This window comes from Alicyclobacillus sendaiensis NBRC 100866, from assembly GCF_001552675.1.
Taxonomy (GTDB): domain Bacteria; phylum Bacillota; class Bacilli; order Alicyclobacillales; family Alicyclobacillaceae; genus Alicyclobacillus; species Alicyclobacillus sendaiensis.
This window is the reverse complement of sequence record NZ_BCRQ01000005.1, coordinates 1-15257: the sequence shown is the minus strand read 5'-3', so window position 1 is coordinate 15257 and position 15257 is coordinate 1. Positions and strand designations below refer to the sequence as shown.

14 protein-coding genes are annotated in these 15257 nt (G+C 63.2%); 12 read left to right on the top strand and 2 right to left on the bottom strand.

Annotated features, from left to right (window positions below; all coding sequences use genetic code 11):
- Positions 1–111 precede the first annotated feature (111 nt).
- The 8 genes from groES (at position 112) to AS26_RS01810 (ending at position 7344) form a co-directional block, all read left to right on the top strand.
- Entirely contained in the window at positions 112–399 is a 288-nt protein-coding gene (gene groES / locus AS26_RS01840) for a co-chaperone GroES (RefSeq protein ID WP_008336392.1), read from the top strand.
- Between the two features lie 66 nt (positions 400–465).
- A complete protein-coding gene (gene groL, locus AS26_RS01835; RefSeq protein ID WP_062305661.1) occupies positions 466–2082 on the top strand; it encodes a chaperonin GroEL in 1617 nt (538 codons plus the stop codon).
- A 217-nt stretch (positions 2083–2299) separates the two neighbouring features.
- Positions 2300–3487, top strand: a complete 1188-nt coding sequence (locus AS26_RS01830) for an NAD(P)/FAD-dependent oxidoreductase (protein WP_062305659.1) — start codon at positions 2300–2302, stop codon at positions 3485–3487.
- Between the two features lie 18 nt (positions 3488–3505).
- Complete coding sequence (locus AS26_RS01825; protein WP_062305658.1) at positions 3506–4093, top strand: helical membrane plugin domain-containing protein; 588 nt, start codon at positions 3506–3508, stop codon at positions 4091–4093.
- Positions 4094–4144: 51 nt separating this feature from the next.
- Positions 4145–5560 carry an MBL fold metallo-hydrolase gene (locus AS26_RS01820; protein ID WP_062305657.1) on the top strand — a complete coding sequence of 472 codons (1416 nt, stop codon included), beginning with the start codon at positions 4145–4147 and terminating at the stop codon, positions 5558–5560.
- Positions 5561–5598: 38 nt separating this feature from the next.
- The gene (locus AS26_RS01815) at positions 5599–6525 is read left to right on the top strand and encodes a PAS domain-containing sensor histidine kinase (RefSeq protein ID WP_245629555.1); all 927 of its coding nucleotides are present in this window, start codon (positions 5599–5601) and stop codon (positions 6523–6525) included.
- Positions 6426–6632 carry a sensor histidine kinase gene (locus AS26_RS14580; RefSeq protein ID WP_306303044.1) on the top strand — a complete coding sequence of 69 codons (207 nt, stop codon included), beginning with the start codon at positions 6426–6428 and terminating at the stop codon, positions 6630–6632. The genes AS26_RS01815 and AS26_RS14580 overlap by 100 nt, the downstream gene beginning before the upstream one ends.
- A gap of 34 nt (positions 6633–6666) precedes the next feature.
- Positions 6667–7344 (top strand): response regulator transcription factor, encoded by a 678-nt coding sequence (locus AS26_RS01810; RefSeq protein ID WP_157068427.1) that lies wholly within the window; start codon positions 6667–6669, stop codon positions 7342–7344.
- 107 nt (positions 7345–7451) lie between these two features.
- Here AS26_RS01810 and AS26_RS01805 read toward each other — a convergent pair whose 3' ends face one another.
- On the bottom strand, positions 7452–7856 hold the full coding sequence (locus tag AS26_RS01805) for a hypothetical protein (protein ID WP_062305655.1): 405 nt from the start codon (positions 7854–7856) through the stop codon (positions 7452–7454).
- A gap of 420 nt (positions 7857–8276) precedes the next feature.
- On the opposite strand from AS26_RS01805, the gene AS26_RS01800 reads away from it, so the two are divergent.
- The 4 genes from AS26_RS01800 (at position 8277) to AS26_RS01785 (ending at position 13457) form a co-directional block, all read left to right on the top strand.
- Complete coding sequence (locus AS26_RS01800) at positions 8277–9215, top strand: AAA family ATPase (protein ID WP_245629554.1); 939 nt, start codon at positions 8277–8279, stop codon at positions 9213–9215.
- The gene (locus AS26_RS01795; protein ID WP_062305652.1) at positions 9212–10303 is read left to right on the top strand and encodes a DUF58 domain-containing protein; all 1092 of its coding nucleotides are present in this window, start codon (positions 9212–9214) and stop codon (positions 10301–10303) included. The genes AS26_RS01800 and AS26_RS01795 overlap by 4 nt, the downstream gene beginning before the upstream one ends.
- Before the next feature lie 44 nt (positions 10304–10347).
- Entirely contained in the window at positions 10348–12378 is a 2031-nt protein-coding gene (locus AS26_RS01790; RefSeq protein ID WP_062305650.1) for a transglutaminase TgpA family protein, read from the top strand.
- Between the two features lie 137 nt (positions 12379–12515).
- Complete coding sequence (locus tag AS26_RS01785) at positions 12516–13457, top strand: MBL fold metallo-hydrolase (protein ID WP_062305649.1); 942 nt, start codon at positions 12516–12518, stop codon at positions 13455–13457.
- Between the two features lie 60 nt (positions 13458–13517).
- On the opposite strand, the gene AS26_RS01780 is transcribed toward AS26_RS01785, so the two are convergent.
- On the bottom strand, positions 13518–14810 hold the full coding sequence (locus AS26_RS01780) for an alpha/beta hydrolase (RefSeq protein ID WP_157068426.1): 1293 nt from the start codon (positions 14808–14810) through the stop codon (positions 13518–13520).
- Between the last annotated feature and the right edge of the window lie 447 nt (positions 14811–15257).

Sequence of the window (15257 nt, the reverse complement as noted above, 5' to 3'; positions counted from 1 at the left end):
CTGTTGCACTCTCGCAACGAACCGATTATCATAGTCCATGGTGTTAGCACTCACCGAGCGAGAGTGCTAACAAAGGTTCGGAACTACAATCTCGCAAGGAGGTCGTTCGCAATGTTGAAGCCGCTCGCTGATCGCGTGGTGGTCCGTCCGGTGGAGCGTGAGGAAAAGACCGCTAGTGGGATTTTCCTGCCGGACAACGCGAAGGAGAAGCCGCAGGAGGGTGAAGTGATCGCCGTCGGCCCGGGGAAGCTCGATGAGAAGGGCAACCGCGTGGCCATGGAGGTCAAGGTTGGCGATCGCGTCATCTACTCGAAGTACGCGGGCACCGAAGTCAAGGTGAACAACGAGGAGCTCTTGATCCTGCGCGAGAGCGACATCTTGGCGATTGTCGAGAAGTAATGCCAGATTCGCGTGACGAACGCTCCATGAACGGAACATTCCACAGTCGTCAGGGAGGTATGCAACATGGCAAAAGAGATTCGCTTTGGTGAAGAAGCTCGCCGTGCGATGATGCGCGGAGTCGATGCGCTTGCGGATGCGGTCAAGGTGACGCTCGGGCCGAAGGGCCGCAACGTGGTGCTGGAGAAGAAGTTCGGGTCTCCGCTCATCACGAACGACGGTGTGACCATCGCGAAGGAGATTGAGCTTGAGGATCCGTACGAGAACATGGGTGCTCAGCTCGTGAAGGAAGTCGCGACGAAGACGAACGACGTCGCGGGCGACGGTACGACGACAGCCACGGTGCTGGCGCAGGCGATGATCCGCGAGGGCCTGAAGAACGTCGCTGCTGGTGCGAACCCGATGGTGCTCCGCCGCGGCATTGAGAAGGCCGTGACGGCTGCGGTCGAGGAGCTGAAGAAGATCGCGAAGCCGGTGCAGGGCCGCAAGAACATCGCGGAGGTTGCCGCCATCTCGGCTGGTTCGAACGAGATCGGCGAGCTCATTGCGGACGCGATGGAGAAGGTCGGCAATGACGGCGTGATCACCGTCGAGGAGTCCAAGGGCTTCACGACCGAACTCGAGGTCGTCGAGGGTATGCAGTTCGATCGCGGCTACATCTCGCCGTACATGGTGACGGACGCGGACAAGATGGAGGCCGTGCTGGACGAGCCGCTCATCCTCATCACGGACAAGAAGGTCTCGAGCATCCAGGAGCTCCTGCCGGTTCTCGAGCGCGTGGTGCAGGCTGGCCGTTCGCTGCTGCTCATCGCCGAGGATGTGGAGGGCGAAGCGCTCGCGACGCTCGTGGTCAACAAGATCCGCGGTACGTTCAACGCCGTGGCCGTCAAGGCGCCGGGCTTCGGCGATCGCCGCAAGGCCATGTTGCAGGACATCGCCATCCTCACGGGTGGTCAGGTTATCAGCGAGGAGCTGGGGCTTGAGCTGCGCAACACGACGCTGGATCAGCTCGGCCGCGCTCGCCAGGTGCGCGTGAGCAAGGAGAACACCATCATCGTGGACGGCGCTGGCGACAAGTCGGCTATCCAGGCTCGCATCAACCAGATCAAGGCGCAGATCGAGGAGACGACCTCCGACTTCGATCGCGAAAAGCTGCAGGAGCGCCTCGCCAAGCTCGCGGGTGGCGTCGCGGTCATCAAGGTGGGTGCTGCGACCGAGACCGAGCTCAAGGAGAAGAAGCTCCGCATCGAGGACGCGCTCAACTCGACGCGCGCGGCTGTCGAGGAGGGTATCGTTCCTGGCGGTGGCGTGGCTCTCGTCAACGTCATCAAGGCGCTCGACAACGTGCAGGCTGAGGGCGACGAGCTGACGGGCGTGAACCTCGTTCGCAAAGCGCTCGAAGCTCCGGTCCGCCAGATTGCCGAGAACGCGGGCGTCGAGGGCTCCATCATCGTGGAGCGCCTGAAGACGGAGCAACCGGGCATCGGTTACAACGCGGCGACCGGCGAGTGGGTGAACATGTTCGAGGCCGGTATCGTCGACCCGGCGAAGGTGACGCGCTCTGCGCTGCAGAATGCGGCGAGCGTCGCGGCGACCTTCCTCACGACCGAGGCTGCGGTTGCCGACAAGCCGGAAAAGGAGAAGGCTCCGGCTCCCGGCGCGGGCATGGGCGACATGATGTGAGGATTCTCCGAGGAATCAAGGCATCCGAATGGGCGACCATTCGGATGCCTTTTCTATTGCCAGGAGGCACGGCAAGGAGGACCTTGGCAGTCTCCCGTCTTGAAGGCGCCGAGATCGCCCGCCGCGTTTGTGAAATCAGGGTTTTCCCGGATGGTCGGAAATTGCGGGCGGGAGTAGGCTTGAGGATGAAAAGGCTTTCACAAGAGGAGGGAGCCTCATGCGCTATCCCATCGTCATTGCGGGCGGCGGAACAGCTGGCATCTCCACAGCGGCTCGGCTGCTGCGAGAGCACCCGAGATGGCGAGGCCAGGTGGCCATCATTGAACCTGCCGATAAGCACTACTACCAACCGCTATGGACGCTCGTGGGCGCGGGTGCGGCGCCGCGAGAGGCCACGGTGCGGGACGAAGAATCGCTCATCCCGCCGGGTGCGGTATGGATTCGCGATGCCGTGGTCGCGTTCCACCCCGAGCGGGGCGAAGTGGAACTCGCTTCTGGAGACACCGTGGCCTACGACGCACTCGTGGTCGCTTTGGGGATCCAAATGGACTGGCACAAGATCAAAGGACTCGAGGGCAACATCGGCCGCAACGGGATCTGTAGCAACTACACCTACGAATATGTCCAAACGACCTGGAGCGCGCTGCAAAACTTCCGCGGCGGCAACGCCGTGTTCACCATGCCGGAGACGCCCATCAAATGCGGAGGTGCGCCGCAGAAAATCGCGTATCTCGCGGACGATTACCTGAGGAAAAAAGGAATCCGCCACAAAGCGCAGCTTCACTTCGTGACCGGAACGCCCACCATCTTCAGCGTGAAGAAGTACGCCGATGCGCTCATGAAAGTCGTCGAACGCAAACAGATTCAGCTGCACTTCAAGCATCGCCTCATCGAGGTGAGGGCGGACGACAAGGTCGCCGTGTTCGAGAACCTCGACACGGGCCAGACCATGGCTCTCGAGTTCGATCTGTTGCACGTAGTACCGCCCATGAGTGCGCCGGACGTCATCAAGCGGAGTGCGCTGGCCAACGAAGCCGGGTGGGTCGACGTGGACAAATTCACGTTGCAACACGTCCGTTTTCCGAACGTCTTCAGCCTTGGTGACTGTTCGGGCCTTCCCACGTCAAAGACGGGCGCGGCCATTCGCAAGCAGGTGCCTGTTTTGGTCAACAACCTGACGGCCTACTTGAAAGATCGGCCCATCGAGGCCGAGTACCACGGTTACACCTCCTGCCCGCTGGTCACGGGCTACGGCCGACTGATTCTCGCCGAGTTCGACTACAGCCATGAGCCGGAGGAGACGTTCCCGTTTGATCAGGGACAGGAGCGGTTCAGTATGTACGTGCTCAAGAAGTCGTTCTTGCCGATTTTATACTGGGACGGCATGCTCAAGGGCCTGATGTAGGCTCTGGGGGGTGAGATCATGGCAAACCATCATACCATGGAGGTCGACGCAGCCAAGCGAGCCCTCGGCGATCCCGACTTTCAGGCGAAGTTTGTGCGCGTGATCGAGCGCTTGGCCGAGTGGGACGAGGCACTTGGCGATTTGCCCGCCGCGATTTCGTTTGGACGGGAGCTGGTGCAGGACCGGGAATCCATGCGCTATCTCATGGAGTCGGCGTCTGAGGAGATCCCGTTGCGCGTCGATCGCGACACCCTCGTCGCGATCGTCGACCTCCTGAACGCGCTGCCGACCCTCGTCGCCCTCATGCGGCCTCTCCTGCAGTTGGCCGAGTTTGCCAAAGCCGTGTTCGAGGACCGTGCGTCCGTCGAATACCTCGTCACGAGCCTGACATCCGAATGGGAGACGATGCAGCGAAGGCTGCAGGAGGTGCGCGCCATCGCGCAAGAGGCCGGACGGATGGCGGAACAGGACCGAACGCCCGTGACCGTCTGGTCGCTCATTCGCCTGTTGAAGGAACCGGTCGTGCAGAAGGGCCTGCGCTACGCGAAGGCCTTTTTGCAGGCCGCTCAGGAGCGGGATGACGCATCGACGTTGAGCAACCTGTGAACCCTTGGCGCCATCGCGCCGGGTATCCAAACACAAGAGAGGATGGGTGACATGTACCTTCGCCGCTTTTACGATGAGGGGTTGGCGCACGCCTCCTACCTGGTTGGCTGTCAGGAAACGGGGGAGGCGTGCGTGATCGATCCCGCCCGCGACATCGAGCCTTACCTGGTGACTGCGAAGCGAGAGGGACTGCGTATCGTAGCCGCGCTGGAAACCCACATCCACGCCGACTTCGTCTCCGGCGCGAGGGAGCTGGCGGAGCGGGCCGGTGCGGCCATCTGCGTGTCCGACGAAGGACCGCCAGAGTGGAAGTCCGAGTACGTCCGGTCGTATCCTCACCGCCTGTTGAAGGACGGCGACGAGCTTCACTTCGGCCACGTGAAGCTTGTCGTGATGCACACGCCAGGTCACACGCCGGAACACGTCTCGTACCTTTTGTATGACGGAAAGACCTCGCCAGATGTGCCCATGGCGCTCTTTTCCGGAGATTTCGTGTTTGTGGGCGACGTCGGGCGTCCCGACCTTCTCGAGCGCGTGGCAGGTGAGCGAGGCAGTTCGGAGGCGCTCGCCCGCCAGATGTTTCAGTCTCTGCGCAGATTTGAGGCGCTCCCCGATCACGTCCAGGTCCTGCCGGCCCACGGCGCGGGCAGCGCGTGCGGAAAGGCGCTCGGTGCCGTCCCGTCGTCCACGGTCGGCTACGAGAAGCTGGTGAACTGGGCCCTTCAGCACAAGGACGAGGACGCGTTCGTCCAGGCCCTCCTCGCCGGTCAACCGGAGGCCCCGGTCTACTTCGCCCGCATGAAGCAGGTCAATAAGAACGGTCCCCGCCTGCTCGCGGAACTCGGCGTGCCCGAACGGGTGGACCTGACGCCGGAGAGGCTTCGCGCGTGGCGAGAAGGCGGCGTGGTGCTGGATGTGAGACCGGCAGACCGATTTGCCAACGCTCACATCGTTGGAAGCATCAACATCCCCTGGAACAAGTCGTTCGTGACATGGGCAGGATGGCTGCTGAACGCCGACCAGCCCATCCACCTGCTCGCTGCGGACGGGGTGGTCCCCGACGTGACCCGCGCGCTTCGGTCTATCGGCATCGACGGCCCGGTGGACTGGGCCGATCCGGCCGCCGTCGAGCGCGCTGCCCCGGACGATGTCGCGTCTTATGCGAACGTGTCGCCCGAGGAGGTGCGTGGCGCGCTCGACACGCGAGGTGTCTGGCTGCTGGACGTCCGTAATCCAGACGAATGGGAGGCAGGGCACCTGCCGCAGGCCCACCACATACCGCTCTCCAAACTCGCCGCTCGCATCCACGACGTGCCGCGGGATCAACCCGTCTATGTGTATTGCCGGACGGGCGGGCGTTCCGCCATCGCCGCAAGTGTGTTGCAGGCGCACGGCATCGCGGATGTGCGCAACATGGTTGGTGGTTACACCGCCTGGCGGGCAAAGGGCTTTCCTGTCGAGCCGTGATGCGTTATGGTGAGGGAAACGCCGGTGGGGTGGTGGACATGGCTGTCAGCCCAGGACGTGACAGCGCCGAACGGCTGAGGCGCCTGTTCAATGCGCTGAACGACGGGATTATCGTGATGGACAGCGACCGCATCATCGTGTTCATCAACCCCTCTGCGACGCGGATCACCGGGTGGGAATTAGGAGACTGGATTCCGTACTGCCGCTTTTGCCAAGAGCGCCAAGTCGGCGACGGTGAAGAGCGCTGTTTTCTCGCCAGTCAGACCGACGTGTCGTATTTCGAATCGGAACTTCCCATGAAATGCGGCGGCTTTGTGCCGGTTGGCATGAGCCGCACCTTTCTCCATGCTGACGGCGTCGAGTCCAGTCGTGACATGGTCATCGTCATCCGGGACGTCACCCGCGAGCGGCAGGCGAAGGAGCTCGAACTGCGAGCGACGCTCAACCGCATGACGCTCGAAGTGCAGGAGCAGGAGCGCAGGCGCATTTCGCAGGAGCTGCACGACGGCGTGAGCCAGTCCCTTTACGCCGTCGATCTCGGCATCGAGCATCTCAAGCGGCAGGCCCCGCGCCGCCTGCACCGGGCGCTGGACGATCTTCGCGCCCAGGTCAAGCGCTGCTCGCAGGAGGTGCGGGCGCTGTCGCACAGCTTGTATCCAGCGCTCCTGTTCGATCTCGGCCTCAGCGCCGCCATTCGCCTCCTCGCCGAAGAGATGTCGACGAGCGGTTGCCGCATTGAAGTGAGCATGAACAAGGACTTTCCTGCGGGCGATCTCGGCGGCGCAGCCATCCACGTGTACCGCATCGTGCAGGAGGCGGTTCACAACGCGGTGTCGCACGGCACGGCGCGGCGCGGGAAGTTCAGATCCGGCTCCACTGCGCCGATTGGTGCGAGGTCGAGATCCGCGACGATGGAAAGGGCTTTGACACCCGGGACATGCGCACGCTGCCCGGTTACGGCTTGAAGAATATGCGCGAACGAGCTTCTGCCTTGGCTGGACATCTCACGGTGGTCAGTGAGCCTGGCCATGGCACCGTGGTGCGAGTGGTTTTTCCCAATCCAATCCGCTAGGTTGATGCCAGTTTGAGCCGAGGGGGAGAAGGCCGTGCCCGAGATTCGGGTCGTGATCGTCGATGATCATGCGCTGGTGCGTCAGGGGTTGCGGATGATTTTGAACGGGATTGCCGGCATCCGCGTGGTGGGCGAGTGCGCGAGCGGCGAGGAGGCACTCAAGGTCATCGCGCGAGAACACCCGGACGTGGTGCTGATGGATGTGCACATGCCGCAGGGGCTCGACGGGATTACAACGGCGCGCCATGTCCGCCAGGTCGCGCCTGGGGTGCGGGTCATCATGTTGACGATGTTTGACGACCGGCTGCACGTCGAGAAGATGCTGGACGCCGGAGTCGCTGGCATCGTCTTCAAGCACGACGACGCGCAGGAAATCGTGGAGGCCATTCACCATGGGCGGTCGGATTGCCCCTACATCTCGCGCCGCTGGAACGTGGAGCGCGAAGCCGGGTGCGAGAGGCAAGCCCGTGGGCGCGTCGATGTCCGCCTTTCGCCGCGCGAGGCGGAGGTGCTGGTGCTCTTGGCGAAGGGGTATACGAATCGCGAGATTGCAGATGCCCTTCACATCAGCGTCAAAACGGTGGAGACGCACCGTCAGCACATCGCACGCCGCCTGGGCACGACGTCCCGCGCTGCGCTCATCCGCTACGCCTACGAGAGCGGGCTTGTGGATCCGCCGTTGCCGGGAGGGCCAATCGACGCGAATGCCTGAAATGTTTGTAAACGCTCAGCCTCCGAGCGCCGCTGGTCGCTTGAACGGGGTGCAGCCGAGCGGACCTTCAGAGGCCAAGGCCCGCTCGCGGTTCGTCATCGCCCGTGCTAGGAGAGGCTCACGAACCGCTGCTCCGCTTTTTCCGCCCGCAGCGCCTCGCGCAGCGCGCGCAATGCTTTTCGAAACGCCTTCGTCTGCTCGAACGTCACGCCGTACGTCTTGAGTTCCTGCAGGGCTTTCAAGCGGCGCTTCGCCGACTTGTACGCGGCCCGCTTCTCCTCGTACGACCGGTTGGGATCGCGCTGAATCTCGAGCGCGTCCAAAATGGCTTGAAAGCACATCCGAGCCTGCGTGACAAACTCCGTCTGGCACATCACACAAAACTGAAGATCCGACGGCATTTTGCACCGCTTGCATCGGCTCGCGCTCTTGGGGAAGGGCTTCTTGCCGTACAGGGGTACAGGCTCAGGGTTGAGGGCCGACAGCGAGATCTCCTCGGTGTCCCTCGCCACGTGCGTCTCCCTCCTTTGGTCGAAGGGCTTCGGCCTGTCCGGAGGCCGCTCCATCCGCGCAAAAAGACGCTTTGGCTGCGGTGGAAGTTCATGCAGTGGACTCGAGCTCTTCGGCGCTGTCTCCTCTATGGATCGTATCACAAGACCACGCGGATTGCGACGAGCGGCGAGCGGTAGCCAAGCGGTTCCGATGCGGATGGCCCTGGGGAAGCGCGCGGTGGGGGCTTTCAATTGCCCATCTCCTTCCAAGCATGATGCCGTTGGCCGGATCGAAAGCACGTCTCTTCCCTATCCACTATATGGCCCTTTGCGCGAGCTATGCGGTGGTCGGCCGGTTTGCTAGAATCGGGAAGAAGACATGACACGGGAATGGGGATTCGGACCTTGGCTTCGCGTCAGACCAAGATAGAGTTGGAAACGATGTCTCCGACGTTCGCGCGCCTGCGGGACGCCATCTCATCCGTCGTGTACGGACACGACGACGCGGTCGATCTCGTCCTGTGCGCGCTTGTCGCGGGCGGCCATGTCCTGATTGAAGACGTGCCAGGCGTCGGCAAGACGACCCTTGCCATGGCCGTCGCGCGCCTCCTTGGACTCGCGTTGAGCCGGGTGCAGTGTACCTCGGATCTTCTTCCGGCGGACATCCTTGGCTACGCGGTGTACGACAAGGAGCGGAGCGCCGTGGAAGTCCGCAAGGGGCCCATCTTCAGCGAAATGGTGCTGGTGGACGAACTGAATCGCGCCTCACCGCGCGCGCAAAGCGCCTTTCTCGAGGCGATGGAGGAGGGCTCCGTGACGCTGGACGCGCAGCGGTATCCGCTTCCGCAGCCCTTTTGGGTGCTCGCCACGCAAAATCCCCGGCAGTTCGAAGGCACGTATCCCTTGCCCGAGTCGGAGCTGGATCGCTTCCTCATATGCGTTGAGCTCGGGTATCCATCCATGGAAGACGAGATCCGCATGCTCGCTTCAGGCGGCGGACAGGCCCAACTCTCGCGCCTTCAGCCCGTGGCGACTGCGGCCGACGTCCTGCGGTGGCAGCGCGAGGCGGACCAGATCTACGTCGATCCGGCCATTCTCCGCTACGCCGTGCTTCTCGCCCGTGCGCTTCGCGACCATCCACGCGCGCCGATGGGGCCGAGCCCGCGCGCGCTGCTCGCGCTGATCCGCGCGGCGAAGGCCCGCGCCTACGTCTGGGGGCGAACGTACGTCGTCCCGGACGACGTACGCCTGCTCGCTCGGCCCGTGTGGCGGCATCGCCTTCGTCCAAACCCTGACTCATGGATCGAAGATTCATCAGATGACATCCTCGAAGAGGTCTTGAATCAGATCCCCGCGCCCAAATTGGGTGACCGGCGATGACCACGCGTGTCCGCAGGCCCTGGATTTTGATGGCACTCCTGTTTGCGAGTGCCGCCGTGACGTCTCTCGCGCTCGGCACGGGGCAGGTGGGATTGCGGGCGCTGGGGGGCGCCCTGGACGCGCTCTGTCTGTACGAGCTGTCGGTCGTCACGGCCGCCATCGCCATCTCGAACGCGCGCGCAGAGCTCCCGCCCCGCGCGTTCGCGGGGGAGAGCGTGCGCATCGCGGTCGAGATCGCCACTCGGGCGCGCGCGTTGGGGAAATGGGAGCGGCGCGCAGAGCTGTGGCTCGAGTGGAAAGGCCACCGCGAGCCGAGCGACGCCGTGAACGCGGTGGCCTGGCGCAAGCGGCGGGAGGGCTGCCGCGTGGAACTCGAGGCTTGTTCACTTCGCCGCGGGCGATACGCGCTGAGCGCGGTGCGGCTCTTATGGGCCGATGCATTCGGCCTCGTTGCGGTCGAACGCCGCCTGCCGGTCCAACGCGCCATCGCGGTGTACCCGAAGCTTGTGCCCGTCGACGAGTGGGTGGGCGAGATCGAGCGAAGGATTCGGGCTCAAGGCTTGACCGCGCGCGAGGCCGAGCTGGCGCCGACGGGTGGGGTGGCGCCGTATCGCCCGGGCGAGCGGCTGAGCCTCATGCACTGGCCGACATCGCTGAGAACAGGAGACTTGTACGCCCGAGAGATGGCGGCGGAGGGACTCCGGCCGTGGCGCATCGTGCCGTGGATCCGCCCGGGCGATCCGCCGCACGCGGCGGAACGCGCGCTTTCGGTGGTGCTGTCGATCTTCGTCTATGGGAGGCGCAGGGGCCTGCCGATGGAATGCGTCATTCCCGCCGGCCAAGGTCACCGGTCGGCGTGGCGGCGGTGCCGCACGTTGGACGAGGCGGGGGTTGCGCTGGCCGAGATCGACCTGTGCGCTGGCACGGCCCCGCGAGGCGCAGACGTGCCACAATGGCCCGCGGCCGTCTATGTCACGGCGGGGACTTGGCAAGGACGGGAACCCACGCGAGGCGGCCGCGCGCTCGTGGTGTCGGCGGCTGATGGCCGAGCGACGGGATTGGACGGCAGCGTCGGGATGCGCAGGTGAGAACCGCCCGGCGCTCGGGCTTCACGGGGAAGGGGGGACAGTGGATGGCCCAACGGCCGGCTCGACGGATGGTCCGAAGCCTGCTCTGTTTCGCGTGGGTGATGACGGCGCTCGCGCCGGTGGCGTTGAACTTCGAGTGGCGCCAGGCTTTCGAAGTGGCCGCGTTTTGGTTCGCCATGTGCCTGGGCGCCGCGCCGAGGAGCGTTTGGACACGCGGCGTCGCTTGGGCCACACTTGTCCTCGCTCAGATCCCCGCGGGATTCGAAACGGCTCGCGTCGCGGGCGGGATCGCGGGACTCGGCGCCGTGCCCTGGCGGCTGTACGCGTTCAGCGTGGCGGGGCTTGCCGCGATGGGGCTTGTGCGCTACGCGTATCGGCGGCCGCTGACCTGGTTGCTCTACAACGGCTTGGCTCAGATTGGGCTCGTGGCCGTCTCGCTGACGCACCCAGCCCTAGGCGCGGCGTTGGAGCTCAGTTGTCTCGGAACCATGCTCGCGCTCTTCGCGTTTGCCCGACGGGAGGGGGCCACGGCCAGGCTTTCCGCCGCTTCCGATTGGCGCCGCGCCGCGGGCGTGGGCGCTGGCGTCATGCTCTGCGGCGCGGTGTGCGCCGTGATCGCACCGAAGGCTCCCCTCCTTCCTGGCGTGGCGCGGATGGTCATGTCCGTCGTGCCAAGAACGCCTGCGCGCACGGGCTACAGCTTGGACGACAGCCATCTCGGCGGATCCCTTGTCACGGATCCACAGCCGATCCTCGAGGTGCGGGCGCCTTTGCCGCTCGACCTGCGTGGACAGGTGCTGTCCGACTACACGGGGCAGGGGTGGATGTCGGTGCCGCTCGACGGATCGGACGTCGCCGCGGCAGCTGTCGGCCAGGCCCTGCCGAGCGGGCTTCCGTTCGCGCATCTTCCCTACCGCGCCATAGACGTCCTGGTGTCGGTCAAAGGCGCCGTGAACACCACCGACCTCCTCGCGCCGTATGCGGTCGATCGCGTCCTGCGCCTGCCGGGGCTCTACGGCAACGAGTTCGCCATCGACACGGTGCAGGGTAACATCAAGGTGGCGCCGCTTGGTCCCGGCGAATCGTATGAGGTGCAGGTGGACGTGCCGGTGAATCCGTACGCGCGCCTCGCCTCCCTGAGGGCGCCGTTCAATGCCGTTCGACGGGATATTCCGGAGAGCATCCGCGCGGTCGACACGCAGTTGCCCGCCGAGTTGCCTGCGAGCGTCAGGCAGTTGGCGGCGCGTACCGTGGCGCAGGCGCACGCCGCAACGGAGTACGGGATGGTCAATGCCATCATCCAATATCTCGTCGCTCACGAAACGTACGACGTGTCGGACGTGCCCGCGCCGCAGCCAGGGCAAGACTACGTCGCGCAGTTTCTCTTGGACACGCACCGCGGATACTGCGACAACTTCGCGAGCGCCGCCGCCGTGATGCTCCGCACGCTCGGCGTGCCCGCGCGCTTTGTCACGGGATTTGCCGTGAGCGCGCAAAACCAGGTGGCGCCGCATACCTACGTGGTCTCCGAAGCCGACGCGCACGCGTGGATCGAGGTCTTTTTCCCGGAGTACGGCTGGATTCCCTTCGATCCGACGCCCGGGTTTTCCATGACGTTTGCGCCCGTCGCGGCGCCGATGCGAAGCCCGCATGCGAAGCTCCCGCCGGCATCCGAGTGGCACCTCGAGCACCGCGCATCGTCGCCCACGTTCCGGCGAGGGACACTCGCGGCGTGCGTCGCGCTTGGTGCCGCTGTCGCCGCCGCCTTTGCGCTTGGCGCCCTCGGGCGATCCCGCCGGCGCCGCTCGCGCTCGGCGCAGCAGGGCGAGATCGAGGCTTTCCTGCGCGCTGTGGAGGAGGCGCGCACGGCGCTCGGCCTGCCTCCAAGCGCCACGTTGCGCCATCTGAGGCCGCTCGCCGATGGCGCCGGCGCTTCGGATGCGTTCGGTCCCTGGCTTCGCGCCGCCGAGGCAAAGCTGTACGGGTTCGCGCCGGACGCACCCGGCGCTCCGAGTTGGGACCATCTCGCCGCTTTCCTCCGCCAATGGCTCGAGGCGCGTTCGCGCGCGCGGTAGCGCCTACCCCTGTCCCGCCGGCCGCGCCTCGGATTGCACAGGCAAAACGGGATTTCATGTTTGAATATTCCTGCGCACGCTCCGGCAAAGTGTGGTAACCTCGAGAGAGAACTTCAACGACGAACCGAGGGATGGCTATGCAGACGGGCATTGAGCGGGTGCGGATCGAAACGCCGTATCCCGAAGATCACGTGAACGCGTACCTCATTTTGGGCGATCCGCTCACGCTGGTGGACACAGGGCTTCTGTTTCCAAAGTCTTTGACGCAACTCGAGGCCGGGCTCGCGCGGCACGGGTTGCGGTTTGCGGACATCGAGCAGGTGGTCGTCACGCACATGCACTTGGACCACATCGGCGGCGTGTCCGCCGTGCAACAGGCGTCCGGTGCGCGAATCGTCGTCTCCGAGGCGGCGCGCCGAATCGTCGAGCTCGGCGAAGAAGAACACAGGCGCTTCGACGCGTTTTACGCGGCGTTTGCCCGCGAGGCCGGATCGGACGTCCGCTGGGAGTCGCGCATCTGGATGCAGAAGCACGATTGGCGCGACGTCGTCTACGTTCGCGACGGCGACGTGGTTCGCGCGGGCGGCCGCGACTGGCGGGTGATGTACGTCCCCGGCCACAGCCGGACCGATATCCTCTTGGTGGATCCCGCTGGCCACGCCATCGCGGGCGATCACCTGCTGCCCACCATCTCGGCGAACGCGTTTGTCGAGCCGCCGGTCGATCCGTCCGCCCCTCGCCCGAAGCCGCTCCTCGACTACCGCGCATCGATGGAGCGCACGCGCGCGCTGGATCTCACGATGGTCTACCCGGGGCACGGAGATCCGTTTTCCGATCATCGGGCGCTCATCGACAGGCGCTTCGCCGAGCACGAGGCGCGCTGCGCACAGATCCAAGAAGCACTGGCTCAGGGCGCGACGACCGTGGCGGAGATCACCCGCTTCCTCTTCCCGAAGTTGGAGGGCCCCGTCGTCATGCTCGGGCTGTCCGAGGTGCAGGGCCACCTCGATTTGATGGAGAGCCGCGGCGAGGTGACCTCGGCGATGGACGGAGAAGTCAGGCGGTGGATGCGCGGGTAGGCGTCTGTCGGCTGAGGCACAGGCATGGGCCGTCAGGATGAAATCGCGAGTTATGAACTTCTAGTCGATGAGATGCTCAATTTCAAATTCTAATAATTGCTGAATTCTCGTGGCGAATGGGTGGTACATGTTCTTCATCATTTGAAGGGGTAGTTGTCGCAACAGCTTCTTTGCTGCAATTCTGCGGTTTTCAGGTTCCATTCCCCGAAGCATCTTCAGCTTTTCAAAGAAATCGGCGATGTCACAAACGACGCGCCCTCTCAATTCTACGTACTCTTTTGTGGTGTGAAGAATGTCTTCGTGCTTCCCAAGAAGCGTGCGCAGGTAGTGAAGTGAAACGCGCAATCTGAGCCTTGACTTGGCTGGGTCCTCGTAGGGCCAAAGGACTTCGCAAAGTTCATCTCGAGAAGCACGCCTGTGCAGTGCTAGATACAGCATGAGTACCTGCGCTTGGCGCTTTTCCCAACCGTGCCGAATGGTGTCGTGATCGACGGTGACATGGAACTCGTTGATACACTGGACGTAGATGTTCTTTGTCTCATCGCTTCTATGAACAAGATATCGGTTCACGGCGGAATGGTTTTCTGAAAATTTACGATCGACCTCTTGACCCAATGCAAATTTGACAATCTCACGCGCGACCGCTTTTGGCTGTTCCACGTGCACAAGATTTGCGGCGTCTGGGCATGTCCACAGCTTGGTCTTCGGAACGTTAACCACCAAGACAGAAAGATCAACGACGGTCAGGGGATCATGTTCACCCTGAATGATGAGCGTTGGGGGTTCAATACCGACAAAATCCTTCATGCTTGAGGTTTGGTACGAGAGTTTGAGCATGCGTACGTAAATATCTGGATTTACTGAGTCCGTCATTTGTTGAATGCGCTCAAGATAGGCCGCAGTAGGATTGCGCACTAATAAGGGCGCGAGCGTATCCCACATGGGCCTGAGGCTGTGAGTTGTCTCTATTTCCTTGACAACCTCAATGAATTCAGTCCCCATTTGCGTGCCATGAGAAGCGTGAGGTGAAAGAATGGTCAATGTGGAGACCCAATCTGGCATCAACTTGGCCAGCCGAAGGGCCATGGTACCGCCGAACCCGTGGCCAACGACGTGATACGGAGGTTGATGGAGGTTGCGCAGATGACAAATGACGTCGTTGATGAGAGAGCCCCAATCCACGTCGCGATGCCATTTCGATTGTGTACGGCCTCCGTGGCCTGGGAAATCGTACAGGACGAGATGCCCATATGGAGATAAGAAAGGAACGAGCTGGTGGTAGGCTGTACAGTCCATTCCTAAGCCAGGAATCAATATGAAAACCGGATGCTTGTCAGTCTGCACGTTTTTCATCGCAGGGCCGCTCACCTAAGGTTCCCCGCCTTTCTCACACGCAAGCTATCCTCGTCGTGAATGCCTATGTAACGTTTGCGTAACGGTTGCTGCCCATCATCGACTGTGTGACAGATTGAATAGCGGTTGCAGAGGCTTCCTACGTGGATCTCTTCTGAACCGCACGTCATCCATTTGCTCGGAGTACAAGCGAAAGTAGGGGAGGTATGACATGCAACGAGCGCTTGTGACTGTCATGGTGGGGACGGCCACGTGCCTGCCTGTGTACCCGCCAATCGTCGTGTCGGCTCCGAATCCTTGTGCCTAGCGCACACGTCGGGTTCATCCACCTACCCCGTCATCTACAGAATGAAAAACAGGGTGAGTTGGGCTTGAATCTCAGGTTATTCCTATCATACCACATCCACGGGCCTCAACTCACGATGACGACTACTAAAAGTCCGTGTC

Excerpts from the sequence above, each read along its gene's own strand:
- groES (WP_008336392.1), top strand. The coding sequence starts at position 112 with ATGTTGAAGCCGCTCGCTGATCGCGTGGTGGTCCGTCCGGTGGAGCGT.
- groL (WP_062305661.1), top strand. The coding sequence starts at position 466 with ATGGCAAAAGAGATTCGCTTTGGTGAAGAAGCTCGCCGTGCGATGATG.
- AS26_RS01830 (WP_062305659.1), top strand. The coding sequence starts at position 2,300 with ATGCGCTATCCCATCGTCATTGCGGGCGGCGGAACAGCTGGCATCTCC.
- AS26_RS01825 (WP_062305658.1), top strand. The coding sequence starts at position 3,506 with ATGGCAAACCATCATACCATGGAGGTCGACGCAGCCAAGCGAGCCCTC.
- AS26_RS01820 (WP_062305657.1), top strand. The coding sequence starts at position 4,145 with ATGTACCTTCGCCGCTTTTACGATGAGGGGTTGGCGCACGCCTCCTAC.
- AS26_RS01815 (WP_245629555.1), top strand. The coding sequence starts at position 5,599 with ATGGCTGTCAGCCCAGGACGTGACAGCGCCGAACGGCTGAGGCGCCTG.
- AS26_RS01800 (WP_245629554.1), top strand. The coding sequence starts at position 8,277 with ATGTCTCCGACGTTCGCGCGCCTGCGGGACGCCATCTCATCCGTCGTG.
- AS26_RS01795 (WP_062305652.1), top strand. The coding sequence starts at position 9,212 with ATGACCACGCGTGTCCGCAGGCCCTGGATTTTGATGGCACTCCTGTTT.
- AS26_RS01790 (WP_062305650.1), top strand. The coding sequence starts at position 10,348 with ATGGCCCAACGGCCGGCTCGACGGATGGTCCGAAGCCTGCTCTGTTTC.
- AS26_RS01785 (WP_062305649.1), top strand. The coding sequence starts at position 12,516 with ATGCAGACGGGCATTGAGCGGGTGCGGATCGAAACGCCGTATCCCGAA.
- AS26_RS01780 (WP_157068426.1), bottom strand. The coding sequence starts at position 14,810 with ATGAAAAACGTGCAGACTGACAAGCATCCGGTTTTCATATTGATTCCT.